Origin of the sequence: Streptomyces sp. HM190 (assembly GCF_009857135.1) — a bacterium.
Taxonomy (GTDB): Bacteria; Actinomycetota; Actinomycetes; order Streptomycetales; family Streptomycetaceae; genus Streptomyces; species Streptomyces heilongjiangensis.
Window position 1 is genome coordinate 4,380,595 of the sequence record NZ_CP047318.1, and the last position, 24,921, is coordinate 4,405,515.

Consider the following 24,921-nt stretch of genomic DNA (forward strand, 5'->3'; position numbering starts at 1 on the left):
GTGAATCCGGTGCCGTGGTGTGAAGGAAGGGACGGCATGTACGGCTGGATCTGGCGGCATCTGCCCGGCAATGTATGGGTGAAGGCGCTGCTTTCCGTCGTGCTCACCGTGGCCGTCGTCTACGTCCTCTTCCAGTACGTCTTTCCCTGGGCGGAGCCCCTGCTGCCCTTCAACGATGTGACGGTGAACGACCAGTGAGTGCCGCCCGCCCCGCCCGCATCCTCGTCGTCGACAACTACGACAGCTTCGTCTTCAACCTGGTCCAGTACCTCTACCAGCTGGGCGCGGAGTGCGAGGTGCTGCGCAACGACGAGGTGGCGACCGCGCACGCCCAGGACGACTTCGACGGCGTGTTGCTGTCCCCCGGCCCCGGCACCCCCGAGGAGGCCGGCGTCTGCGTTGACATGGTCCGCCACTGCGCCGAGACCGGCGTGCCCGTCTTCGGAGTGTGCCTCGGCATGCAGTCCATGCAGGTGGCGTACGGCGGGGTCGTGAACCGCGCCCCCGAGCTGCTGCACGGCAAGACTTCGCTGGTGGAGCACGAGGGCAGGGGCGTCTTCGCAGGTCTGCCGACCCCCTTCACCGCGACCCGCTACCACTCGCTGGCCGCCGAGCCCGGGACCGTACCGGTCGAACTGGAGGTCACGGCTCGTACGCACGACGGGATCATCATGGGCCTGAGGCACCGTGAACTTCCCGTCGAAGGCGTGCAGTTCCACCCTGAGTCCGTGCTCACCGAGCACGGTCACCGCATGCTGGCCAACTGGCTCGTGGAATGCGGGGACGAAGGCGCTGTGGCGAGGTCGGCGGGGCTCGCCCCGGTGGTGGGCAGGGCCACGGCGTGACCGCCCTGCGCCCCGAGCGCGAGAGTGCCCCCTACGGCGGCGAGGCCGCGTACGGGGGCGCCGAGTCGTTCGAGGCGGAGGATTTCCGCCCCCGCCCCCCGGCCGAGCCGCCGCAGCAGTGGTACGCCCCGCCGGAGCCGCAGCCGCAGCCCCAGGAGACGGACTACCCCCGGGGCGACTGGTACGGCGGGCGGCACTACGCGGAACCGTCGTACGAACCGCGCTCCAGGGTGTCCTACGGGGAGCCCTTCGCTAACTTCGAACCGAATGCCTATCCGGCGGCACGTCCCGCTGCCTATGAACCGGCCGTGCACGAGCACCCCTCGGTCGACACCGCCCAGGAACACCCTCCGATCGACGAGGAGACGGTGTCCCTCCGGGTGGAGGAGGCGCGGCGCCTGGCCGCCGAGGCCGAGGCGATACACCGGCCGCCCGCTCCCGGGGGCCGCGCGGCGCGACGCAAGGCCGCCAGACGGCACGGGAAGCACGGGGGGTCCTCCGGAGTCCGAACGGGCTCCGGAGCCGCTCACGGGCCCGACAGGCCCTTAGAAGCGGCGGATGAGGCCCCGGCACCTCTCTCCCGTGTCGAGGCACGGCGGGCGGCGCGGGCGCGCAAACCCAGCATGGGTGTGGTCGCGAGCCGGGCGATCGGCGAGGTGTTCATCACCACCGGCGTGCTGATGCTGCTGTTCGTGACCTACCAGCTCTGGTGGTCGAACATCCGGGCCCAGCAGCAGGCGGGCCGGGAGGCGACGAGCCTCCAGGAGGAGTGGAAGAGCGGCAAGCGCGCACCGGGCGCGTTCGAGCCGGGCCAGGGCTTCGCCATCCTGCACATCCCGAAGCTCGACGTGGTCGTGCCCATCGCCGAGGGCATCAGCAAGTCGAAGGTCCTGGACCGCGGAATGGTCGGGCACTACGACGAGAACAGCATCAAGACGGCGATGCCCCAGGACAAGACGGGCAACTTCGGTATCGCGGGTCACCGGAACACCCACGGTGAGCCGTTCCGGTACATCAACCGTCTGAAGCCGGGCGACCCGATTGTCGTGGAGACCCAGGACACGTACTACGTGTACGACATGGCGTCGATCCTGCCGGTGACGCCGCCGTCGAACGTCAGTGTGCTCAATCCGGTGCCTCCGGGCTCGGGATTCACCGGGCCCGGCCGCTACATCACCCTCACCACGTGCACCCCGGAGTTCACCAGCAAGTACCGCATGATCGTCTGGGGCAAGATGGTGGAGGAACGGCCGCGCAGCAAGGGGAAGCCCGACGCGCTCGTCCAGTAAGGGCTCGACCAAGGGCGGATGAACTGTGGCAGTGACCACCGACGGGACCGAAGAGCAGACGGACACGTCCGAGACCGCGCCGAAGCGTCGTCGTATGGGACGGATCGCGATGGCGGTCAGTGTCTTCGGTGAACTGCTCATCACCGCGGGTGTGGTGCTGGGCCTGTTCGTCGTCTACTCGCTGTGGTGGACGAACGTCCTGGCCGATCGTGAGGCCGGCGAGGAAGCGGACAAGGTCCGCGACAACTGGGAGGCGGCCGACAGCAGCCCGGGCGCCCTGGACACCAAGGACGGCATCGGCTTCCTGCATGTGCCGGCCATGGAGAACGGCGAGGTCCTGGTCAAGAAGGGCACCTCGGCCGATGTCCTCGACGGCGGTGTCGCCGGCTACTACACGAGCCCCGTCAAGGCGACCCTCCCCACCTCCGACAAGGACGGCAACTTCACCCTCGCGGCCCACCGCGACGGTCACGGAGCGAAGTTCCACAACATCGACAAGCTGGAGAAGGGCGACCCGATCGTCTTCGAGACCCGGGACAGCTGGTACGTCTACAAGGTCTACGAGACTCTCTCCGAGACCTCGAAGTACAACGTCAAGGTGCTGTCGAGCATCCCCAGGGAGTCCGGCAAGAAGAAAGCCGGCAAGTACATCACCCTCACCACCTGCACCCCCGTCTACACCTCCCGCCACCGCTACATCGTGTGGGGCGAGCTGGAACGGGTGGAACGGGTGAACGCGGAACGCACTCTGCCGAAGGAACTCCGCTAGCTGGCCGCCGCGACTGTTTCACGTGAAACATCGGTATGGCGGCCGATGCCCGGATCCCGCCGGAAAGACCGATACCCGGTCCTTCTCAAACCGATGCCCGGTCCTTCTCAAGAAGGGCCGGGCATCGGTCTTGGTGCGGTTCGAGCTGGTGATCAGTCCTCGAAGCGGGTGCCGGTGAGGCCTCCGAAGAAGCCCCCGCCGTTGTTGCCGCCGTTGTCATTGCCGCCGTTGTTGTTCCCGCCGAAGCTCACGGAGGCGAGGGTGATCGTCGTCTGGGCCGGGTCGGCGTCCTTGCCGCCGTCCGGGTCCTGGTCGGTGACCAGCGCGGTGTCGCTCTGGTCGCTGCCCTGGGCGAACTGGATGTTGGTGAAGCCGTTCTGCTGCAGGATCTGCTTCGCCTGACCCACGGTCTGGCCGACCACGTTCGGGACCTTGGCCTTCTTCTCCTCGGCCTTCTTGCCGATCTGGATGGTCACCGTGTCGCCCGGGTTGAGCTCGGTGCCCGCCTCCGGGCTGGTCGCGATGACCTTGCCGACGAGGTTGTCGTCGTCGGTCTCCACATCGGTGCAGGTGCCGACGAGGCCGTTGGCCTCCATCTGCGCCTTGGCGTCATCACAGCTGCGGCCCGCGACCGTCGGCACGACGGACTTCTCCGCCTCCTTGGCCACCGTCAGCGTGACCGTGGAGCCCTTTTCCCGCTTCCCGCTCTCGGGGTCCTGGCTGATCACGACACCAGCCTTGCGGTCGGACTCCTCGTTCTTCCGCTCGACCTGGAAGCCCTTCTCCTCCAGTTCGGCCTTGGCCTCGTTGAACTGGAGCCCGGTGACGTCCGGGACGGAGACCTTCGGGGCGCCGGTCGAGATCACCAGGGCGATGGTGTCGCCCTTCTTCACCGGCTCGTCGGCGGCAGGATTCTGCTTGCAGACGTTGCCGGTCTTCTGGTTCTCGCACGCGGCCTGGGTGGTGGTCACCTTGAGGTCGACGTTGGTCGCCGACCGTCTGGCCTCCTTCTCCGTCTGACCGACGAAGTTCGGGGCCTTGAGCGTGTCGCCGCCCGTGTCCCCACCGGCGAACATCCACCGTCCGATGAGGATCGCACCCACCAGCACCAGCACACCCGCGACGGCCAGCAGGATCGTCGAGGTGTTGTTCTTCTTCTGCTGACGGCGACGGCCCTGGCGGTCGTCATAACCGTAACCGTCGTCCCCGTTCATCGGGGGCAGCATCGTGGTGGCGCCGGCGTCATGGGAGCGCATCGCCGTGGTGGCCTGGTCGTCCGGGTACCCGCCGTAGCCGACCGAGCCCATGGCCGCGGTGGCCGCGACGGGCTGGCCGTCGAGGCAGGCCTCGATGTCGGCACGCATCTCGTCGGCGGACTGGTACCGGTAGTCCGGGTCCTTGACCAGGGCACGCAGGACGATGGAGTCCATCTCCGGCGTGATCTCCGGGTCGAAGACGCTCGGGGACTGCGGCTCCTCCCGTACGTGCTGGTAGGCGACCGCCACGGGGGAGTCGCCGATGAACGGGGGACGCACCGTCAGTAGTTCGTACAGGAGACAGCCGGTGGAGTACAGGTCGGACCGGGCGTCCACCTGCTCGCCCTTGGCCTGCTCGGGAGAGAGGTACTGGGCGGTGCCGATGACGGCGGACGTCTGCGTCATCGTCATGCCGGAGTCGCCCATGGCGCGGGCGATACCGAAGTCCATGACCTTGACCTGGCCGTTGCGCGTCAGCATGACGTTGGCCGGCTTGATGTCACGGTGGACGATGCCGTTGCGGTGGGCGTACTCCAGCCCTTGGAGGATGCCGATGGTCATCTCCATGGCCCGCTCCGGCAGCAGCTTGCGGCCGCTGTGGAGAAGCTCACGAAGAGTGGAGCCCTCGACGTACTCCATGACGATGTAGGGGATCGAGACCCCGTCGATGTAGTCCTCGCCCGTGTCGTAGACCGCGACGATCGCGGGGTGGTTGAGCGAGGCGGCCGACTGGGCCTCCCGGCGGAACCGGGCCTGGAAGGTGGGGTCGCGCGCGAGGTCCGCTCGCAGCGTCTTCACCGCCACGGTGCGGCCGAGGCGGGTGTCCATCGCGAGGTAGACCTCCGCCATGCCACCACGGCCGAGCACCTGGCCCAGCTCGTACCGGCCGCCGAGGCGACGCGGCTCTTCCATAGCTTCCTACCAGCCCTCTCCGTCGGTCCCGACCGCACCTCTGTGTGGTCCGGCGGCTGTGCTCCGGGCATACGGTACCCGTCTCGCCTTTCATGACCTGGCCAACCGCGTCACCCGATACAGGACCGGTATCGCAACGTGCACCGATGTGGAGGTGACGTGAGCGGGGTCACTTCTTGCTGTTGATCACTGCCTGCATCACGCTCTTCGCGATCGGGGCGGCGAGACCACCGCCGGAGATCTCACCACGGTTGGCGCTGCCGTCCTCCACGACCACGGCCACGGCCACCGGCGAGCTGCCGTCGCTGAGCTTGGCGTAGGAGATGAACCAGGCGTACGGAAGCTCCTTGTTGTCGACGCCGTGCTGAGCGGTGCCGGTCTTGCCCCCGACGGTGACGCCCTCCGCGTTGATCTTCGCCGCACCACCCGTGCCGCCCGGGTCGTTGACCACGGTCTCCATCATTTCCTGCAGCTTCTGGGCGGTCTCCGGCGATACGGCCTGGGAGAGCTCCTCGGGGTCGTGGGACTCGATGACGTCGAGGTTGGAGGCGCGCAGCTGGTCGACCATGTACGGCTTCATCAGCTTGCCGTCGTTGGCGATGGCCGCGGAGACCATCGCCATCTGCAGCGGCGTGGAGCGGTTGGAGCCCTGGCCGATGCCGTCGAGCGCGTTCTGCGGCGCGTTGTCCACGGGGTAGACGCTCTCCGCGGCGCGGACCGGGATGTCCAGCTCGGCCTCGTTGAAGCCGAACTTCTCCGCCTGCTCGATCATCTTCTCGTTGGTGACCTTGTCGCTGAGCTTGGCGAAGACGGTGTTGCAGGACACCTTCAGGGCCTCGCGCAGTGTGGCGTCCTCACACTTGCCGTGCTGGTTGGTGAGGTTGGTCCTCGTCCCGGGCAGCTGGTACGGGTCCGGGGTGTCCGTGGCCTTGTCGATGCCGTCGACGATGCCGTTCTCCAGCGCGGCGGCGGCCGTGACCACCTTGAACGTGGAGCCCGGAGGGTAGGTCTCGCGCAGTGCGCGATTCAGCATCGGCTTGTCCTTGTCCTTCTCCAGCTTCGAGAAGGTCTCGCTGTCCTTCTGGCTGATGCCGGCGAAGGTGGACGGGTCGTACGACGGCGTGGAGGCCAGGGCGAGGATCGCGCCGGTCTTCGGGTCGATCGCGGCGACGGCGCCCTTCTTGTTGCCGAGGCCCTCGAAGGCCGCCTTCTGCGCGGCGGCGTTGAGGGTGGTGACGACGCTGCCGCCCTCCTTCTTCTTGCCAGTGATCATGTCCAGCGTGTTCCGGAAGAACAGCCGGTCGTCGTTGCCGGTGAGGATCCCGTCCTCGAGGTTCTCCAACTGCGTGGCGCCGACGATCTGCGAGGAGTACCCGGTGACGGGGGCCCACATCTCGCCGTTCTTCCAGGTGCGCTTGAACTTGTAGTCGGTGCCCCTGGTCTCGACGGACCCGGTGATGGCCTTGCCGTCGACGATGATGTCGCCGCGTGGGGTGCCGTAGCGCTCGATGGCGACGCGGCGGTTCTTGTTGTCGCTCTTCAGGGAGTCGGCCTGTACGTACTGGATCCAGTTGTCGCGGATGAGCAGGGCAAGGATGAGGAGCCCGCAGAAGATCGCGATCCGGCGCAGCGGCTTGTTCACGGTCGGACCACCTGGGTCATCTCGGCGTCGGGGTTGGGGGCGGGGGCCGGCGCGGGGCGCCGCGCGGTGTCACTGATGCGGATCAGAATGCCGATCAGCGCCCAGTTGGCGATCACGGAGGAACCTCCGTATGCCACGAAGGGCAGCGTCATACCGGTCAGCGGGATCAGGCCCATCACACCACCGGCGACGACGAAGACCTGGAGTCCGAAGGCTCCGGACAGGCCGACGGCCAGCAGCTTGCCGAACGGGTCCCGAGCCGCCAGTGAGGTACGAATGCCGCGTTCCACGATCAGGCCGTAGACCAGCAGGATCGCCATGACACCGGCCAGGCCCAGTTCCTCGCCGAAGGTGGCGAGGATGAAGTCGGAGTTGGCTGCGAAGCCGATGAGGTCCGAGTTCCCCTGACCGAGACCGGTGCCGAGGGTTCCGCCGGAGCCGAAGGCCCACAGGGCCTCCATGGACTGCTGGGAGTGACCGACGATGCCCTGCTGGCTCAGCTCGTACTCACGCATCGGGTCGAGCCAGGCCTGGACACGCTGCTGCACATGGATCTCGAACGAGGCCACGCCGACGGCGCCGGCGGCGGACATCAGCAGACCGAAGACGATCCAGCTGGTCCGCTCGGTGGCGACGTACAGCATGATCACGAACATGCCGAAGAAAAGGAGCGACGTACCGAGGTCGGTCTCGAAGACCAGGATCAGGATGGACAGGACCCAGACGACCAGGATGGGCCCGAGGTCGCGGCCGCGCGGCAGATAGAGGCCCATGAAGCGGCGACTGGCCAGGGCCAGCGCGTCCCTCTTCACCATGAGATAACCGGCGAAGAAGATGGCCAGCACGATCTTGGCGAACTCACCTGGCTGGATGGTGAATCCGAAGATGGAGATCCAGATGCGTGCGCCGAAGACGTTCAGACCGAGGCCGGGCACGAGCGGCAGCAGCAGCAGGACGAGGGCAGCCGCCATGGAGATGTACGTATAGCGCTGCAGGACGCGGTGGTCCTTCAGGAAGACGAGCACGGCGATGAACAGCGCCATGCCCAACGCCGAGTAGAGCAGCTGCCTGGGGGAGGCTTCGAAGAACTCGTCACGCAGCTGGAGTCGTTCCGACTGGTCGAGCCGCCAGATGACCACCAGCCCGAGCCCGTTCAGCAAGGTGGCCAGCGGCAGCATCAGCGGGTCTGCGTACGGTGCGAACTTGCGGACGGCGAGGTGGCAGATACCGGCGACCAGGCCGAGTCCGAGGCCGTATGCGAGGAGCCCGGCGGGGACCTGGTCGCTGATGGCCAGCCCGGCGTTGGCGTAGGCGAACACCGGGATCGCGACCGCGAAAGCCAGCAGCGCCAGTTCGGTGTTGCGGCGGCTCGGCGCGCCGATCGCGCCGATCGTGGACGTGTGCTGCGTCGACGTGTTGGTAGTACTGCTCATCGTGTGCGTGGGCCCCTCGCGGCTTGCCTACTGCTCACCGCACCGCGAGACCAGCTTCTGCTCCTCCTCCGAGAGGCTGGGGCCGGCTGACGGTGTGGGTGTGGACTGGGTCGGGCTCGGGGACGTCGTTGGCGTCGACGTCGGGGACGGTGTGGCCTTGGACGTGAGGGAGGTCTTCGTGGTTCCCGTGACGCCCCCGGCCTCGCCCGCACCGGTCTTGGCGTTGTTGTCCGCCGCCTCGCGGCGCTCGGCGTTCTTCTTGCACGCCGACGCCTGGGTGGCCAGTTCGTCGATCTTCTTCTTGGCGTTGTTCAAACCGCCCTCGGCGATCGTGGCCTCGACGAGCTTCTGCTGGTACGGCGGCAGGTACTTGAGTTCGATCTCGGGGTGGTCCTTCTCCACCTTCGAGAGCGAGATCCACGCCAGGTCCTGGCTGATGCCGCGGTACAGCGCGACATGGTCGTCGTTGGCGCCGACGTAGTACTGCGTCTGCGTCCAGCGGTACCCGCCGTAGAGACCCCCGCCGATCACGGCGAGGCCGAGGATGCCGAAGAAGGATCTCTTGAGCCACCGGCCCTTCTTGCGCGGCTTCACGAAGTCGGTGTCGGAGTAGTTCCCGAAGGTGCCCGCCGCCGGCATGTAACCGGTGGTGTCGCCGGAGCCGGGCGGGCCGAACTCACCGCCACCGCCCTGCGGGTGCCCCTGGCGGCCGAGCCCGGAGGCCCGGCCGGCGGGGGTCTGCATGATGCCGTTGTCCTGGAGGTGGAGCTGGTTCTCGGCGACGGCGCCCACCACGACCGGGGTGTCGTGGAGCTGCCCGGCGAGGGTGTCGCCGGTGTCGAGGTCGAGGACGTCGGCGACGATGACCGTGATGTTGTCGGGGCCCCCGCCACGCAGCGCGAGCTCGATCAGCTGCTGGACGGTCTCCTCGGGACCCTGGTAGCTGGCGAGGGTGTCCTCCATGGTCTGGTGGGACACGACGCCGGACAGGCCGTCGGAACAGATCAGGTACCGGTCGCCGGCGCGGACCTCACGGATGGAGAGGTCGGGCTCGACGTGGTCGCCGCTGCCCAGCGCGCGCATCAGCAGGGAGCGCTGCGGGTGGGTCGTGGCCTCTTCCTCGGTGATACGGCCCTCGTCGACCAGCCGCTGCACCCAGGTGTGGTCCTGGGTGATCTGGGTGAGGACGCCGTCGCGCAGGAGGTAGGCGCGGGAGTCGCCGACGTGGACGAGACCGAGGCGCTGGCCGGTCCACAGCAGGGCGGTGAGCGTGGTGCCCATGCCCTCCAGCTGGGGGTCCTCCTCGACCATGGCGCGCAGCTGTTCGTTGGCGCGCTGCACGGCGGTGCCGAGGGAGGTCAGGATGTCGGAGCCGGGGATGTCGTCGTCGAGCGTGACCAGGGTGGAGATCACCTCGGAGGAGGCGACCTCGCCGGCCGCCTGACCGCCCATGCCGTCGGCGATCGCGAGCAGCCGCGGGCCGGCGTAGCCGGAGTCCTCGTTGCCCTCACGGATCATGCCTTTGTGCGATCCGGCGGCGAAGCGCAGTGACAGACTCATGCGCACCTCGCCCGTCGGCTCCGGGTACATCCGCACGGTGCCCACCCTCCGGTCGGGAGCGCGCCGGGGCCCCGGGTGGGGGCCGCCGCTGCGTGCTCGCTCCGCTCGCGCCTATTCATGATGTAGCACTACTTCCGCAGCTCGATGACGGTCTTGCCGATGCGGATCGGCGCGCCGAGCGGGATCGGCGTGGGCGTCGTCAGTCGGTTCCGGTCGAGATACGTGCCGTTGGTGGACCCCAGGTCCTCGACGATCCACTGACCGTCGCGGTCCGGGTAGATCCGGGCGTGCCGGCTGGAGGCGTAGTCGTCGTCCAGCACGATCGTGGAGTCGTGCGCACGGCCCAGCGTGATGGTCTGGCCCTGCAGCGCGACGGTCGTCCCCGTCAGCGTGCCCTCGCTGACGACGAGCTTGGTCGGGGCGTTGCGCCCGCGGCGGCCGCCGGTGGCGGCGGGCTGCTGGCCGCGCTGCTGCGGCGGCGCGGCCTGCCGGGCGGCGGTCTGCGGCCGCGCGCTCTCCCGGCGCGACCCCCGCTGGGTGACGCGCGTACCGAACAGGTCGCTGCGGATGACCTGCACGGCCACGATCACGAACAGCCACAGTACGGCCAGGAACCCCAGCCGCATGACCGTGAGGGTCAGCTCTGACATTGCCCCCGCTTCACCCTTCGGCTTGCCGGTAAATGATGGTGGTGCTGCCCACGACGATCCGCGAGCCGTCGCGGAGCGTAGCGCGGGTGGTGTGCTGCCCGTCCACCACGATGCCGTTGGTGGACCCGAGATCCTGGATCGTCGAGGGCGTTCCGGTCCGGATCTCGCAGTGCCGGCGGGACACGCCGGGGTCGTCGATCCGCACGTCGGCTTCGGTGCTGCGGCCCAGCACGAGCGTCGGGCGGGAGATCTGATGGCGGGTGCCGTTGATCTCGATCCAGTAGCGCGTGCGTCCAGCGGCACCCGGGGCTGCCCCGGCGCGCTGGAGGTAGGGGGCCGAGCCGGGACGGCCACCCGGGGGCGGCGTGGCCGGCATGGGCGGGGCGCCGGTGGGCGGGTAGCCGTAGCCGCCGGGGCGGCCGCCGCCGGCGTTGGCCGGGGCGCCCCCGGGGGCCTGCTGGTCGGTGGAGGAGGCGAGCGTACGGCTGCGCACCCGGTACAGGCCGGTGTCGAGGTCGTCCGCCTTCTCCAGGTGCACCTTGATGGGCCCCATGAAGGTGTACCGCTGTTGCTTGGCGTAGTCGCGCACCATGCCGGCGAGCTCGTCGCCGAGCTGGCCGGAGTAGGGGCTGAGACGCTCGTAGTCGGGCGTGCTCAGTTCCACGATGAAGTCATTGGGGACGACCGTCCGGTCGCGGTTCCAGATGGTCGCGTTGTTGTCGCACTCGCGCTGGAGCGCTCCCGCGATCTCCACGGGCTGGACCTCGGACTTGAACACCTTGGCGAAGGTGCCGTTGACCAGACCTTCGAGACGCTGCTCGAACTTCTTCAGGACTCCCATGGGGCACCTCCTCCGTAGTCACCGCTCTGCGTACTGCGTCCGTACTGCTTACTGATCGTATCCACGCGCCGGGAAATCGGCTGGTTCCCCCTGTCGGCCCCGTCGGCCGGTGTCACCGGCGCCGACGCCCACTGAGGTCCTCTCCCGGCTTCCCACCGGAGCTCCTCTTCGAACTACCCCCGTCCGAACTCTGCCAAGGATCGTAGAGGCGGCACGAGACCAGTGTCCCGCACCTGACTGTGGACCCTGCCCTCCTCCAGTAGAGATGGCCGGGACCGGTACGAGGTTGATACGTGAACCAGCACGCGTTGATACGTGGCGGAAGAGGGCAGGTGTTCGGACGCCGCTGGTCCCTCTGTGCCCGGTCGGCGGGAGCCGGGGTGGCCTCAGTAAAGGGATGTGAACCCACCCTCTCCAGCGTGCTAATCTTCTGGATGTCGGAAGGCGCCAGCACCGAAAGGGCAGGCCCTGAGGACACACCCAATGCGCGGGTGGCGGAATAGGCAGACGCGCTGGATTCAGGTTCCAGTGCCCGCAAGGGCGTGGGGGTTCAACTCCCCCCTCGCGCACAGTGATGCGGTCCCATCGTGAACACGATGGGACCGCATCTTTTTGTGTTCGCGAGGCTCTTAAGGCTGGCTTCAGCCGCCTCGTGGGTGAAGTGTGAGGAGTCTCTCAGCGGACTCGGTAAGGGCTTTCATCCTCTGGTGGCACGGGACAGGGAGGGGGCGTGCCGAGTCTCCCGCACGCGGGCAGGCCCGTGTTTCACGTGAAACATCGCAGAGCGGTGCATCAGTGATCTTCTACGTGAAGCAGTGTGAGGTGGAGCTGGTGAGGCGGCGCGCCCGGACCAGCAGGTCCTGCTAGATGGGGTGCTCGGCGATGGCTGGCTGCTGCTGCTCCGGGGTGAGCGGGGGTGGGACGCGGTCGGCGCCGGCGATCACGCCGATGCGGGTGTGTCGTATGACCGCGTGGAACTCCTGGCGCTCGCCGTCGGAGAAGGTGCGGGACTCCAGGGTGCTGAATTCGATTGCGCTGTCCATGGTCCGGACAGGATCAGTCGGTCTGCCTTCCCTTCGGCCACCGGCCGCAGGGGTGAGGGCGTGGGTGCGGTGGCTGACCAGCGCCTATCAGGGCCGCCCACGGGTGGATTCCCCGTGGCTCCCAGGGGCGCGCGGTTCCGGGTTCGCGCGGGTCCAGCGCAACGTGCGCGGGCGACGCCGGGCCTTCCATCTGGGGGCGAGGCATGTGAATTCCCGTCAGCGCCGTTGACGCTCGCCCGCCTCATACCTATCTTCTGGTCGGCAAATCGCACAACGTTCGTCATTTCGAATGACTGTTGACTGATCCTCCCCGCCCCCACACCCCTGCCAGAGACGAGGCGCACATGGCTCCGCCCCTCTCCAGACGCTTTCTCCTCCAGTCCGCGATCGTCGCCGCGGCCGTACCCGGAGTCTCCTTCGGGACGGGCGGTGGTCGCGCGGCCGCCGCCACCGTCCCGGCACCGTCCACCTGGTCGGTGCGGCCCTTCGCGCTCACGGACGTGACGCTCGGCCAGGGCCTGTTCGCCGACAAACGGCAGCTGATGCTCGACCACGGCCGCGGCTATGACGTCGACCGGCTGCTCCAGGTGTTCCGTGCCAACGCGGGCCTCTCCACCAAGGGCGCGGTCGCCCCCGGTGGCTGGGAGGGCCTCGACGGCGAGGCCAACGGCAACCTGCGGGGCCACTACACCGGACACTTCCTGACCATGCTGGCCCAGGCCTACGCCGGCACCGGGGACACCGCCTACGCCGACCGGATCCGCAGCATGGTCGGCGCCCTGAGCGAGGTGCGCGAGGCGTTGCGCGGCGACCCGAAGATGCTCGCCGTCACCGGCAAGTGGGGCGGCGCCCACGAGAACGTCCGGGGCTCGTACCAGTACATCGACCTGCCGGCCGCCGTGCTCGGCGGCGCCGCGGCGGTCACCCTGGCGGTGTGGGTGATGCCCACCCACACCGCCAACTGGCAGCGGGTGTTCGACTTCGGCGACGACACCACCCGGTACATGTATCTGGCCACCCGCAATGCCGACGGGGTGCCCCGGTTCGCCGTCACCACCGGAGGGCCGGGCGGGGAGCAGGGGCTCAACGGCACGGCCGCGCTGCCGCTGAACCAGTGGAGTCATCTGGCGGTGACCCTTTCCGGCTCCACGGGCACCCTCTACGTCAACGGTTCAGCCGTCGCGCGGAACGCCTCGATGACGCTCAACCCGTCCGTCCTCGGCACCCTGGCGAACAACTGGCTGGGCCGCTCCAACTTCTCCGGCGACCCGGTGTACGCGGGCGCCTTCGACGAGTTCAACGTCTGGTCACGGGCCCTCACGGCGGCCGAGATCACCTCGCTGCAGACGAACGAGGCCAAGAAGTCCGCCGCAGGGCTCGGTGATCTCGCGTCGTACTGGTTCGCGGCCACCGACGGCGGCACGTTCGCCGACGCCTCCGGACGAGGCCTCACCGCCACCCTGCGCCGCACCTGGGGCGGGCCGAGCCATCCCGGGTTCCTCGCCGCGTACCCGGAGACGCAGTTCATCGCCCTGGAGTCGATGACCAGCGGTGACTACACCAAGGTGTGGGCGCCGTACTACACGGCGCACAAGATCCTCAAGGGCCTCGTCGACGCCTACCTGGCCACCGACGACGCCCGCGCGCTTGACCTGGCGTCCGGCATGTGCGACTGGATGTACTCCCGGCTGTCCAGGCTGCCGGACGCCACGCTGCAGCGGATGTGGGGCATTTTCTCCAGCGGTGAGTTCGGCGGCATCGTCGAGACCATCGTCGACCTGTACACGATCACCGGGGAGCCCGATCACCTCGCCCTGGCCAAGCTCTTCGACCTCGACCGGCTCATCGACGCCTGCGCCGCGAACACCGACATCCTCGACGGCCTGCACGCCAACCAGCACATCCCGATCTTCACCGGGTACGTCCGCCTGTACGACGCGACGGGCGAGACCCGCTATCTCACTGCCGCCAAGAACTTCTGGGACATGGTCGTCCCGCAGCGCATGTACGGCATCGGCGGGACGAGCACGGCGGAGTTCTGGAGGGCCCCCGGGGTCGTCTCCGGCACCATCAGCGACACCAACGCCGAGACCTGCTGCGCGTACAACATGCTCAAGCTGAGCCGGATGCTGTTCTTCCACGAGCAGGACCCGAAGTACATGGACTACTACGAGCGGGCCCTCCTCAACCAGGTGCTCGGTTCCAAGCAGGACACGGCCGACGCGGAGAAGCCGCTGGTCACGTACTTCATCGGCCTCAAACCCGGCCATGTGCGCGACTACACCCCGAAGCAGGGCACGACCTGCTGCGAGGGGACGGGTCTGGAGAGCGCGACCAAGTACCAGGACTCCGTGTACTTCGCGAAGGCCGACGGCAGCGCGCTGTACGTCAACCTGTACAGCGCCACGACGCTGCACTGGACCGCCCAGGGCGTTACGGTCACCCAGACCACCGACTACCCGCGCGAGCAGGGCTCCACGATCACCGTCGAGGGGGGCGGCGGCACCTTCGAGATGAAGCTGCGCGTGCCGTCCTGGGCGACCGCCGGGTTCCGGGTGACCGTCAACGGCAGCGCGGTGAGCGGGACGCCCACCGCCGGGAGCTACTTCACGATCCCGTCCCGTACCTGGCGTGACGGGGACGCCGTACGCGTGACCATCCCGTTCCGGCTGCGGGTGGAGAAGGCCCTCGACGATCCGACCCTGCAGACCCTGTTCCACGGGCCGGTGAACCTGGTCGGCAGGAACGCCAGTACGAGCTACGTGTCGTTCGGCCTGTACGGCAACGCCGGTCTCTCCGGTGACCTGCTGCCCTCCCTCACGCCGGTGAGCGGAGAGCCTCTGCACCACACGCTGGACGGCACCGAGTTCGCGCCCTTCTACGAGGGCACCGAGGATCCGACGCACGCGTACTTCAGGCGCTCCGAACCGAAGGTGGTCCTCGGGGGCACCGACGCGGGCGTGGCCAACCCGGCCAGGCCCGACGGGACGACCCTGCTCGACGAGATCTGGGCGGGGGCGCCGTTCGCCGACAAGGGCGCGCTGGTCGCGCGCGTGCGGGCGACCGTGAGCTCCTGGGTGTCGGACGGACTGCTCGGCCGGGCCGACGGGCAGAAGGTGATCACGACCGCGGAGAACGCGTCCTACGAGGCCTGAGGCTCGCCGGGCCGTGGGTGAGGCTCGGCCCGCGGGGAGAGTGGGGCCGCTGGCCCGGAGGGAAGGGCGCGGAGGAGTACCGATCCCGTCGTGACCGGTCGGCCGGCGCGCGGTCGGCCGGTGTGGCGCCGTGCGCCGGCCGGCCGTGGGGTCACGCGGCCAGACGCTCCGCGAGGGCCTTGGCCTTGGTGGCCGCGTCGTCGAGGGCCTGGGCGCGCGAGGCCTCGGAGAGTGGGATCAGCCCGCTCATCGCCGGGTTGTGCGGGGCCATGGTCAGCTCCGGGACGATGAAGTCGACGTCCAGGCCGAGGCCGTCGGCGAGCACCGCGTCGAGGTAGTTCTGCACGTACTCGAACGGCTCGCGCGGCGTGCCCGGCGCGTAGGAGCCGCCGCGGCTGGCGACGACGGTGACGGGGGTGCCCTTCGCCTTCGAGTCCCCGGTCATTGCGGTACGGCCCATGAGGACCACGTTGTCCAGCCACGCCTTGAGGGTCGACGGGATCGAGAAGTTGTACATCGGGGCGCCGATCAGGATCGCGTCGGCCTCCTCCAGTTCGGCGATGAGTTTCTCGCGCTCGGCGAAGGCGGCGGCCTGTTCCGGGGTGCGCGTGGCCGGATCGGTGTAACCGGCGGTGTGCGCGTCGGCACTGATGTGCGGCACGGGATCGCTGTGGAGGTCGCGGTAGATGACTGTCCCGTCCGGATGCTGCTCCTCCCATGCCTTGCGGAAGGTCTCCGTCACCGCGCGCGACGTCGAGGCGCCGAGCGGGAAGACGGACGAGTCCAGGTGGAGAAGGGTGGCCATGGGGCACTCCAAGGAAGTCGCTTCGTTTTCGTACTCGACTATGAATAGCACAGTCACTTACTTTTTTTCATCACCTACTAGGGGCCCAGTACGCTGGCCGTATGGCGGAGAAGCAGCAGGACCTCCATGGCGCCGGTCCGTGCCAGCCGGTCGGCGACGGCATCACGCGCGTGTTCGCTCTGCTCGGAAAGCGATGGACGGGCCTGATCGTGGCCGCGCTGATGCCGCATCCTGCGCACTTCGTCGACCTGCGCCGGGCGATCCCCGGCATCAGCGAACGCATGCTCTCCGACCGCCTCACGGAACTCGCCGCGGCCGGCCTCGTCCTGCGCGAGGTCAAGGAGGGCCCGCCCCTGCGGGTCACCTACCGCCTGACGGACGCGGGCGCCGCGCTGGACCCGGCGCTGAGGGAACTCGCCGCCTGGGCCAAGATCCATCTGCCCCGGAGCGGGCCTTGTGCGGGGGCGGGGCGGGACTAGCGCCTCGGGGCGGGAGCAGGGTGGGACCAGAGGGCGTCGGGTCCGGTTCCCCGGGTTTTCCACAGGCGGGTGAGCGGCCGAGGCGGAGTTGTCCACAGGGTCTGACGCGTTTCGGCCACCGGCTGTACCGTCGTCACGAGTTGATGTTCGTGCGGGGGCATGTGCGGGGGAGGCGATCGCTGTGATCGAAGACGGTGGGACGACGTCGGGGGTCGAGTCCGGTACGGCGGCGGCCGGGTCCGGGGCCCAGGCGGCGGGGCAGGAGCGGGTGCCGTGGGTGCCGGGGTTCGCGCGGTGGCCCTCGCAGGGTTCGCCCAAGGAGGAGGGAAAGGCCCTGCGTGAGCGGGTGCCGCGCAGCACGCACGCGGACCTGACGCTCACCACCGACCGGCCCGACGCGGTGACGGCGGTCGAGGAGTCCAACCGCGGCCGCATTGCCGCGCTCACCCCGATAAGGGTGGGCCGGATGGCCGCCACCCCGTTCGCGTTCCTGCGCGGCTCGGCCGGCCTCATGGCCCACGATCTCGCCCGTACGCCGATGACCGGTATCGGCACCCAGATCTGTGGCGACGCCCACGCGGCGAATTTCGGCCTCTACGGGGACGCCCGCGGCGGCCTCGTGATCGACCTCAACGACTTCGACGAGACCGTGCACGGCCCCTGGGAGTGGGATCTCAAGCGCCTCGCCACCTCGCTCGTGCTCGCCGGTCGCGAGGCGGGTGCGGACGAGGACACCTGCCGCAGGGCGGCGCTCGACACGACCGGCGCCTACCGGCGCACGATGCGACTCCTCGCCAAGCTCCCGGCCCTCGACGCGTGGAACGCCATCGCCGACGAGGAACTCGTCTCGCACACCGACGCGCACGACCTGCTCGGCACGCTGGAACGGGTCTCGGAGAAGGCGCGGGCCAATACGAGCGGACGTTTCGCGGCCAGGTCGACCGAGGCGGTGGAAGGCGGCGGGCGCCGCTTCGTGGACGCCCCGCCGGTGCTGCGCCGGGTGAACGACGCGGAGGCCGCGGTGGTCGCCGCCTCCCTGGAGCAGTACCTGACCACGCTCTCGGAGGACCGCCACCCGCTGCTCGCCCGCTACGCCGTGCACGACGTGGCGTTCCGGGTCGTCGGCACCGGCAGCGTCGGCACCCGCTCGTACGTCGTGCTGCTCCTGGACCACCGGGGCGAGCCGCTGGTGCTCCAGGTGAAGGAGGCCCGCCCTTCGGCGCTCGAACCGCATCTCGCGACGGCCGGTTTCGACGTTCCGGAGGTGGAGCACGAGGGTCGCCGTGTGGTCCTCGGACAGAAGCGCATGCAGGTGGTCAGCGACAGCCTGCTGGGCTGGACGACCGTGGACGACCACCCCTTCCAGGTGCGCCAGTTCCGCAACCGCAAGGGCAGCGTCGATCCCGCGGCCCTCGCGGCCGACCAGATCGACGACTACGGCCGGATGACCGGTGCCCTCCTGGCCCGTGCCCACGCCCACGACGCCGACCCCCGGCTGATCGCCGGCTACTGCGGGAAGAACGAGGAACTCGACGAGGCCGTCGCGATGTTCGCCGTCACCTACGCCGACCGCACGGAGGCGGACCACGCGGACCTGGTGGCGGCGATACGGGCCGGGCGGATCGAGGCCGAGGTCGGAGTGTGACCGGACCCGGGGCGACAGAGCAGGGGGACGGAGCCGGTTGGCGGGGCCGGGCGACGGGGCTCGGCGAGCGGTGGCGAGTGGGGTCGGCCCGGGTGGTTTCTCGGGGCGGGCCCGGCGGGCGCGAGTTCACGGATCTCGTCAGAGCTCGTCGTTCCCGGTCGGGGCGGGTGCCTTCGGGCGGGCGCGGTGGCGCTCGGAGTCGTGGCCTAGGCTGGGTCGGGTGACGAGCCCGGAAGCCGATCAGACCCAGTCCGAGCGCCCCGCCGAGCCTGTGGAGCCCACTGGGGGCCCGGGGCAGGCCGAGGGCACGTCCACCGATGCTGCGGAGGCCGCGGAGGGGTCCGGTTCCACCGAGGGCGTGGCATCGGGGGACGGCAGCGGGGGCGAGCGGCCCGAGGAACGGCTGGAGCGGGCCGTGCGGGCGGCCGAGCAGGCGTTGATCGAGTTCGAGATCGCGGTGGAGACCTTCCGGGTCGAGGTGGACAACTTCTCCCGGCTGCACCACCAGAAGCTCGGACCGATGTACGCCCGGCTCGACGAGCTCGACGCCCGGATCGCCGAGGCCAGGGCCGCGCGGACCGGCGACCCCGAGGACGTGCGCAAGGCCCACGAGGCACGGGCCCGGGTCATGCCCATGCCGGGCGTGGAGGAGCTGTTCCACGGCTGGATGGACTCCGACGGCCTGTTCCCGGAGGCCGCGGCCATGCTCACCGACCAGGCCGTACGGCCTCCGGAGCGGGTGCGGCCGAGCGACGAGGCCCGCCGGCTCTACCGCGAGCTGGTCCGCAAGGCCCACCCCGACCTGGCCCAGGACGACGAGGAGCGCGGGCGGCGCGACGCGTTCATATCGCGGGTCAACGCCGCGTACGGGCGGGGCGACGAGTCGCTGCTGCGGGAGTTGTCGCAGGAGTGGGCCGCCGGTCCCGTGCCGGCGGAGCGCAGGCCCAGCCGCAGCGAGGAGCTGTACGCCCGCCTCGAATGGCTGGCCCAGCGCAAGGAACTGCTCACCCTCGTCGCCCGCGAACTGGAGGAGGGGGCCATCGGCTCCATGCTCCGCATCGCCCCGGACGACCCCGACCGCCTCCTCGACGAGATCGCCGAGCAACTGCTGGCGGAGGTCGCCCAGCGGGAGGCGGAACTGGCGGGGCTGCTCGGCGAGGGCGGCCCGGAGGCACCTGGACCCGGCGGACCGGAGGGACTCGGCGGCCAGGGGGACCTCGCCGGGGAGACCGGGCGGGCCGAGTAGGCGGGGCACGACGGCGATGTCGGGGCGTGCGGTCGGGTAGCGTCGTACGCATGCATTTCGGAGCTGGTGTGCCCACGGTCGAGGTCGGGGACCTCAAGGACGACGACTTCCTGCTCGACGTCCGGGAGGACGACGAGTGGCAGGCGGGTCATGCCGAAGGGGCACTGCACATCCCGATCAGCGAGTTCGCGGCGCGGTACGGCGAGTTGACCGAGGCGGCGCCGCAGGACGGGAGGGTTCATGTGATCTGCCGTTCGGGCGGGCGTTCGGCGCAGGTCACCATGTACCTCGTCCAGCAGGGCATCGACGCCGTGAACGTGGACGGCGGGATGCAGGTCTGGGAGGCCGCCGGCCGGCCCGTGGTGGACGGCAAGGGCGAGAGCGGGTTCGTTCTCTAGCTCCCTGTTTTCAACCTCCCTGTTTTCAACCCCCCGGTTCTCAGCCCCCTGGTTCCTGGCCCTCCAGCCACCTGGTTCCCCAGGTCCGCAGAGCTTTCCAGGCTCAGGGGCGCGCCGGTGGTTTCGCGCACATCTTCGGTCGGCGCGATGGGTGTGCGTGGTGTTCGGCCCACTGGTGGTGGCGCTCAGCCGAGGGGGTGCGCTGCCAGGAGATCGCCCAGGGACTCCTCGTGTGCGGCGGCCGGGCCGAGGGAGAGTTCGAGGTGCTTGGCCCAGGCGTGGTAGCGGTGCAGGGGGTAGTCGACGTCGGCGCCGAAGCCGCCGTGCAGGTGTTGGGCGGTCTGCACCACCCGCCGTACGCCCTCCGAGGCCCATATCTTCGCCACGGCGACGTCCCCGGCCGAGGGCAGGGCGCCCGTCGCTCCGGAGCTGATGCGCCAGGCGGCCTGCCACAGGGTGGCCTCCATGGCGCGGAGGTCGATGTACCGGTCGGCGGCCTGCATGGCGACGGCCTGGAACGAGGCGATCGGGTGCCCGAACTGCTCCCGTTTGCCGGTGTATTCGCCGGTCATGGTGAGGGCACCCTCCCCCAGCCCGAGGGCCAGCGCGCAGGTGCCGGTGGTCAGCAGTTCGCGGAGCCCTTCCCAGGCACCGTCCGCGTCGATGACGTCCCGGGCGGCGATCCGGGCCGAGTCCAGGCGCAGTTCGGCGAGCCGCTCACCCGCCGTCGAGATCTGCTCGGCGAGGACCACGCCCTCGTGGACGCGGGGGACGAGGGCGAGCAGGACGTGGTCGGCGCCGGCGCGTGCCGTGCCGACCTGCGGGGCCTCGGTGAGTCCGGCGTCCGCGGCCACGGCCGTCGCCGGTACGACGATGTAGTCGGCGTCGTACGCCCAGGGCACCGCCGTCTGGACGCCGTCGAGTACCCACGTCCCGTCGGCGTCGCGCTGCGCGGTGACCGCCAGTTCGGCGGGGTCGTGGCCTGTGCGGCCGTGCGCGGCGACGCTCAGGACGACCTCGCCCCGGCCGACCCGGGTGAGCAGGTCCGTCCTCGCCTCCTCGCTGCCGTACGTCTGGACGGTCACCGCGGCCGCGCTGCTCTCCAGCAACGGCACCCGGGCCAGAACCTTCGCCGACTCGCGCAGCACCAGGCAGAGTGCGATGGCGTCGAGCCCCGAGCCGCCGTAGGAGGGGGCCAGCAGGAGGCTGAGCAGGTCCGCGTCGGCCAGCCGCGTCCACAGGGCCCGGTCGAAGTCGTCGGCCACGGCCCCCGGAACGAGCGACGGGCTCGGCACCCCGTCCGGTGCGACCCCGGCGAACACCGCCCTCGCCGCCTCGGCCGCCGCCTGCTGCTCCTCGGTGAAGGTGAAGTCCACGGTTCCGCCCTTCCGTGTCGCCGATGACGGGGCGTCAAGATAGAACAGGTTCTAGAAGAAGGGAATGACGTGGCGGGGCCGGAGGCGGCGGCCCTGGTCGTCGAAGGTCCGGGAGGGCGGTTCCGCTGCCCACCTCAAGGGTGGAGCACGGCGCCGTAAGGTGTCCGAGGCTGTGGATAACCTCGTGGGTGCCGTGTGATCGGTGTGACGATGTGACTGCTGTGGCCACCGGGACTGTGCCGGATGCGCGCGGCTGAGTAAGTTCCGGTGGGGAAACGGACCGGGAGTGGGAATCGGGGAGCGGGGCGGAATGGACGCGTACGACGAGGTCTCGAACGCCCGGCGCGGGCCGGACGAGCCCGAGGGCCCCGTTTCCCCAGGCCCCGGCGACACGGCCGCCGACGAGAACGACAGCGCCGACGCGGACACCGACACACCTGCCCCGGCGTCCCCACCCGTAGCGGAAACCGACACCTCCATCCCCGCCCCCGCCTCCTCCTCATCGGCGGACGACCCCGCGGGCGTACCAGTGGCGGGGGCCGACACCGGCCGCGCGCCGGTTCCGGCCCGTTCCCCGGCGTGGGCTTCGCGGCAGGGGCCGTACACCCCGCCTCCTCCGCACAGCCCGTCCCCGCCGAACGCCTCGCCTCCTCCGCACGCCCGGCCGCTTTCGGACGGCACCCTCGCCCCGGCGCAGTCGCCGCCCCCGGCCGCATCCGGCATAGCCTCGCTCCCGCTGCCGTACCAGATCGTCGTGGCGCTCGCGCTGGCCGTCGTGGCCGTGGTGGCCTGTGTGCATGTCGGGATGGTGTTTCTGCACGTGGCGCCCTCGAACACGATGACGAAGCAGCACGGTCAGGCGGTCGACGACTGGGTGTACCCGGAGTTCGAGCAGAACTGGAAGCTGTTCGCGCCGAACCCGTTGCAGCAGAACATCGCCGTGCAGGTCAGGGCCGAAGTCCGCAAGCCGGGCGGTGGTTTCCGGGAGACCGGCTGGTACGACCTCTCCGCGCTGGACGGGGCCGCCATCGACGGCAACCTGATGCCCAGCCACACCGAGCAGAACGAGCTGCGCCGGGCCTGGGACTTCTACGTCTCCACGCACGACACCGAGAACCGCGCGACGAGCTCACGCGGTGAGCTGTCCGAGCGCTACCTGCGCCGCATCGTGGTGATGCGCCTCGACCGTGAGCTCGACGGTGAGCGGGCCGACGGCTCCGGTGGGGTCGTCGAGCGGATACAGGTCAGGTCCCGCACCACCAACGTCCCGGCGCCCGAGTGGAGCGAGGAACAGGTGTCCGACAAGCCCGTCGTCCGCGAGCTGTCCTGGTGGTCGGTGACCGACCGCGACCGCACGGAGGCGAGCGCCGAATGAGCCCCACGACTCCGGTCGGCCCCACCGGCCCCACCGGCCCGGCTGGCACCACCAGCCTCACCCAGCCCGCAGACCTGGCTCCCGGGAACCCTCCTGCGGGCGGGGGCGGGCCGCTGGCCCGACTCACCGCCGCGGTCGGCTCCGGGATCGCGCGGGTCACCGACAACGCGCTGGGCCCCTACCAGAGCGCGATCGTCCGGATCGGCTTCGCCGGGACCTGGCTGCTGTTCCTGCTGCGCGAGTTCCCGCACCGGCGCGAGCTGTACGGGCCGGACGGGCCGTGGAGCTGGGACCTCGCGCAGGAGCTGATCGCGAACAACGGCGCGTTCACGACCCTGATGTGGTCGGACGGCATGGTGTGGTTCGAGATCGTCTACGCCGTCGCCGTGCTGTCGAGCCTGATGCTGCTGCTCGGGTGGCGCACCCGCACCGCGAGCGTGCTCTTCATGGTGGGTGTGCTGTCGCTGCAGAACCGCAGCGTGTTCATGGGGGACGGCGGCGACAACGTCATCCATCTCATGGCGATCTATCTGGTCTTCCTCCGCTGCGGTCAGGTCTGGTCCCTGGACGCCCGGCGCGAACGGCGCACCCGCGAGCGTCCGGCGCGGGAAGGGCTGGGGGCAGCAGCGGGCCCGGAGCGGCCGGACGCGGCGCACGCGGACCGGGTGGGCCCCCTCCTGTGGTGTGCGCTCGGCTTCGTGCTGCTCGTGGCGACGTTCGGCGGTCTGGTCCCCGGCGGCTTCGCGGGCGGCTGGCTGACCATCTTCTGGGGCCTGTGGGTGGTCCACGGCGCGTGGTGGGCCGTGCACCGGATCGAGTCGGACGTCCGGCCCCGCGTGCTGCTCGACATCGTCGCCAACCTCGCCCACAACGCCGCCCTGGTCGTGATCATGGCCGAGGCGTGTCTGATCTACGCGACGGCCGGCTGGTACAAGATCCAGGGCTCACGCTGGCAGGACGGAACGGCGGTCTACTACCCGCTGCACCTGGACTACTTCTCGCCGTGGCCCGCGCTCTCCGACCTGATGACGTCGAGCGGCACCATGGTGATGCTGGTGACGTACGGGACGGTCATCGCCCAGGTCGCCTTCCCGTTCACGCTGTTCAACCGGCGCGTCAAGAACGTCCTGCTCGCGGTGATGATGACCGAGCACGCGGCGATCGCGCTCGTCCTCGGGCTGCCGTTCTTCTCGCTCGCGATGATCGCCGCCGACGCCGTGTTCCTGCCGACGTCGTTCCTGAAGCGCCTCGGCGGCTGGGCGGCACGCGCGCGTGACGGTGTGGTGCGCCGGGTGCCGCTCGGGCGCGGCCGCGGCGGGTCCGAGGGCTCCGGGCAGGGGGCGCCACCCCCGGAGAAGGAGACGGCCGAGCAGGCGCACGTAGGCTTCACCGCATGAACGATCCGGTGAGCGCGGTATGAGCGCGCCCCTGGCGGGACCGGCGCGCGGGGACGGTGATCCGGTCCGGACGTGGCGCCGTCTCGCCGACGCCTCCGTCCTGCTCGACGGCTTCCACGCCCTCAAGCACGCCCTGCGCTTCGGCGCCGACGTCCCGGTGGCGGTCACCGCCGACCGGGCGGCGGCGCTGGCCCTCGCCGACGACCTGGCACCGGACGTACGGGAGCCGCTGACGGCGCTGCTCGCCGAGGTGCCGGAGGAGACGTACCGCACGCTCGTGCCGCGTCCGCACCCCACGGCCGTCGCCGCCCTGGCCGTGCGCCCCCCGCGCGCGGGGCATCTGGCGGCGCTCGCGCACACCCCGCGCACCGCGCCCGTCGTCGTGCTCGACCATCCCCGCAACCTGGGCAACGCGGGGGCCGTGATCCGGCTGGCCGCCGGCTTCGGCGCGACCGGGGTGGTCACCACGGGCACCCTGGACCCCTGGCACTCCACGGTCGTGCGCGGCGGGGCGGGGCTGCACTTCGCGACCGCCGTGGAGCGGCTGGAGGTGGCCGACCTGCCGTCGGGCCCGCTGTTCGCCCTCGACCCCGAGGGGGACGACATCCGGGCCCTGAAACTGCCGGACGACGCGCTGCTCGCCTTCGGCTCCGAGCGCAGCGGGCTCTCCGCCGAACTGCGGGAGCGCGCCGACCACCTGGTGTCCCTGCCGATGCGCCCCCAGGTGTCCAGCTACAACCTGGCGACGAGCGTGGCGATGACGCTCTACCACTGGAGCGCGGGCGCCTGCTGAGAACGCGCGCGT

The 24,921-nt window shown here is 70.0% G+C and carries 21 protein-coding genes and 1 tRNA gene; 13 read left to right on the top strand and 9 right to left on the bottom strand.

All coding sequences use genetic code 11. From position 1 onward, the window contains the following. The first annotated feature begins 36 nt into the window (after positions 1-36). Genes GSY65_RS18640 through GSY65_RS18655 form a run of 4 tightly spaced genes read left to right on the top strand, consistent with a single transcriptional unit; the run spans position 37 to position 2,903 of the window. On the top strand, positions 37-198 hold the full coding sequence (locus GSY65_RS18640; RefSeq protein ID WP_159770052.1) for a hypothetical protein: 162 nt from the start codon (positions 37-39) through the stop codon (positions 196-198). Next, complete coding sequence (locus tag GSY65_RS18645; protein WP_055538158.1) at positions 195-845, top strand: aminodeoxychorismate/anthranilate synthase component II; 651 nt, start codon at positions 195-197, stop codon at positions 843-845. The genes GSY65_RS18640 and GSY65_RS18645 overlap by 4 nt, the downstream gene beginning before the upstream one ends. After that, positions 842-2,134 (top strand): class E sortase, encoded by a 1,293-nt coding sequence (locus GSY65_RS18650; RefSeq protein ID WP_159770055.1) that lies wholly within the window; start codon positions 842-844, stop codon positions 2,132-2,134. Before GSY65_RS18645 ends, GSY65_RS18650 begins: the two co-directional genes overlap by 4 nt. Positions 2,135-2,165: 31 nt before the next feature. After that, positions 2,166-2,903 carry a class E sortase gene (locus tag GSY65_RS18655; RefSeq protein ID WP_159770058.1) on the top strand — a complete coding sequence of 246 codons (738 nt, stop codon included), beginning with the start codon at positions 2,166-2,168 and terminating at the stop codon, positions 2,901-2,903. A gap of 152 nt (positions 2,904-3,055) precedes the next feature. Here GSY65_RS18655 and pknB read toward each other — a convergent pair whose 3' ends face one another. From pknB to GSY65_RS18685, 6 genes are all read right to left on the bottom strand, one after another. Continuing rightward, positions 3,056-5,071, bottom strand: coding sequence for a Stk1 family PASTA domain-containing Ser/Thr kinase (gene pknB / locus GSY65_RS18660; RefSeq protein WP_159770061.1), 2,016 nt, complete (start codon positions 5,069-5,071; stop codon positions 3,056-3,058). A gap of 169 nt (positions 5,072-5,240) precedes the next feature. After that, positions 5,241-6,713 (bottom strand): peptidoglycan D,D-transpeptidase FtsI family protein, encoded by a 1,473-nt coding sequence (locus GSY65_RS18665; RefSeq protein ID WP_159770064.1) that lies wholly within the window; start codon positions 6,711-6,713, stop codon positions 5,241-5,243. Next, entirely contained in the window at positions 6,710-8,146 is a 1,437-nt protein-coding gene (locus GSY65_RS18670; RefSeq protein ID WP_159770067.1) for an FtsW/RodA/SpoVE family cell cycle protein, read from the bottom strand. The genes GSY65_RS18665 and GSY65_RS18670 overlap by 4 nt, the downstream gene beginning before the upstream one ends. A gap of 27 nt (positions 8,147-8,173) precedes the next feature. Continuing rightward, a complete protein-coding gene (locus GSY65_RS18675; RefSeq protein WP_201452589.1) occupies positions 8,174-9,706 on the bottom strand; it encodes a Stp1/IreP family PP2C-type Ser/Thr phosphatase in 1,533 nt (510 codons plus the stop codon). 128 nt (positions 9,707-9,834) lie between these two features. Beyond that, positions 9,835-10,356, bottom strand: coding sequence for an FHA domain-containing protein FhaB/FipA (locus GSY65_RS18680; protein ID WP_159770073.1), 522 nt, complete (start codon positions 10,354-10,356; stop codon positions 9,835-9,837). A gap of 10 nt (positions 10,357-10,366) precedes the next feature. Continuing rightward, a complete protein-coding gene (locus GSY65_RS18685; RefSeq protein ID WP_159770076.1) occupies positions 10,367-11,197 on the bottom strand; it encodes an FhaA domain-containing protein in 831 nt (276 codons plus the stop codon). 485 nt (positions 11,198-11,682) lie between these two features. Between GSY65_RS18685 and GSY65_RS18690 the strand changes: the two genes are divergently transcribed. Beyond that, a tRNA-Leu gene (locus tag GSY65_RS18690) sits at positions 11,683-11,766 on the top strand. A gap of 294 nt (positions 11,767-12,060) precedes the next feature. Here GSY65_RS18690 and GSY65_RS18695 read toward each other — a convergent pair. Next, positions 12,061-12,240, bottom strand: coding sequence for a hypothetical protein (locus tag GSY65_RS18695; RefSeq protein ID WP_159770079.1), 180 nt, complete (start codon positions 12,238-12,240; stop codon positions 12,061-12,063). Between the two features lie 344 nt (positions 12,241-12,584). Here GSY65_RS18695 and GSY65_RS18700 point away from each other — a divergent pair, with 344 nt between their 5' ends. Beyond that, a complete protein-coding gene (locus GSY65_RS18700; RefSeq protein ID WP_159770082.1) occupies positions 12,585-15,395 on the top strand; it encodes a beta-L-arabinofuranosidase domain-containing protein in 2,811 nt (936 codons plus the stop codon). Positions 15,396-15,546: 151 nt separating this feature from the next. On the opposite strand, the gene GSY65_RS18705 is transcribed toward GSY65_RS18700, so the two are convergent. Next, positions 15,547-16,200 (bottom strand): FMN-dependent NADH-azoreductase, encoded by a 654-nt coding sequence (locus GSY65_RS18705; RefSeq protein WP_159770085.1) that lies wholly within the window; start codon positions 16,198-16,200, stop codon positions 15,547-15,549. A gap of 101 nt (positions 16,201-16,301) precedes the next feature. Between GSY65_RS18705 and GSY65_RS18710 the strand changes: the two genes are divergently transcribed. The 4 genes from GSY65_RS18710 to GSY65_RS18725 all read left to right on the top strand — a co-directional run bounded on the left by GSY65_RS18710 (position 16,302) and on the right by GSY65_RS18725 (position 19,968). After that, positions 16,302-16,679: a winged helix-turn-helix transcriptional regulator gene (locus GSY65_RS18710; protein WP_159770088.1), complete on the top strand. Its 378-nt coding sequence runs from the start codon at positions 16,302-16,304 to the stop codon at positions 16,677-16,679. 184 nt (positions 16,680-16,863) lie between these two features. Beyond that, positions 16,864-18,324 carry a DUF2252 domain-containing protein gene (locus GSY65_RS18715; RefSeq protein ID WP_443043298.1) on the top strand — a complete coding sequence of 487 codons (1,461 nt, stop codon included), beginning with the start codon at positions 16,864-16,866 and terminating at the stop codon, positions 18,322-18,324. Positions 18,325-18,544: 220 nt separating this feature from the next. Beyond that, entirely contained in the window at positions 18,545-19,570 is a 1,026-nt protein-coding gene (locus tag GSY65_RS18720) for a hypothetical protein (protein WP_236579873.1), read from the top strand. Positions 19,571-19,638: 68 nt separating this feature from the next. Further along, positions 19,639-19,968 (top strand): rhodanese-like domain-containing protein, encoded by a 330-nt coding sequence (locus GSY65_RS18725; RefSeq protein WP_159776138.1) that lies wholly within the window; start codon positions 19,639-19,641, stop codon positions 19,966-19,968. 185 nt (positions 19,969-20,153) lie between these two features. Here the strand turns inward: GSY65_RS18725 and GSY65_RS18730 are convergent, their stop codons facing one another. After that, positions 20,154-21,344, bottom strand: a complete 1,191-nt coding sequence (locus GSY65_RS18730) for an acyl-CoA dehydrogenase family protein (protein ID WP_159770094.1) — start codon at positions 21,342-21,344, stop codon at positions 20,154-20,156. A 310-nt stretch (positions 21,345-21,654) separates the two neighbouring features. Between GSY65_RS18730 and GSY65_RS18735 the strand changes: the two genes are divergently transcribed. From GSY65_RS18735 to GSY65_RS18745, 3 genes are read left to right on the top strand one after another with little or no spacing between them, the layout of a single operon-like run. Further along, positions 21,655-22,719 carry a DUF5819 family protein gene (locus GSY65_RS18735; protein WP_159770097.1) on the top strand — a complete coding sequence of 355 codons (1,065 nt, stop codon included), beginning with the start codon at positions 21,655-21,657 and terminating at the stop codon, positions 22,717-22,719. Further along, positions 22,716-24,116: an HTTM domain-containing protein gene (locus tag GSY65_RS18740; RefSeq protein ID WP_236579875.1), complete on the top strand. Its 1,401-nt coding sequence runs from the start codon at positions 22,716-22,718 to the stop codon at positions 24,114-24,116. The genes GSY65_RS18735 and GSY65_RS18740 overlap by 4 nt, the downstream gene beginning before the upstream one ends. A 19-nt stretch (positions 24,117-24,135) precedes the next feature. Further along, positions 24,136-24,909: a TrmH family RNA methyltransferase gene (locus tag GSY65_RS18745; RefSeq protein ID WP_159770100.1), complete on the top strand. Its 774-nt coding sequence runs from the start codon at positions 24,136-24,138 to the stop codon at positions 24,907-24,909. Positions 24,910-24,921: the final 12 nt, after the last annotated feature.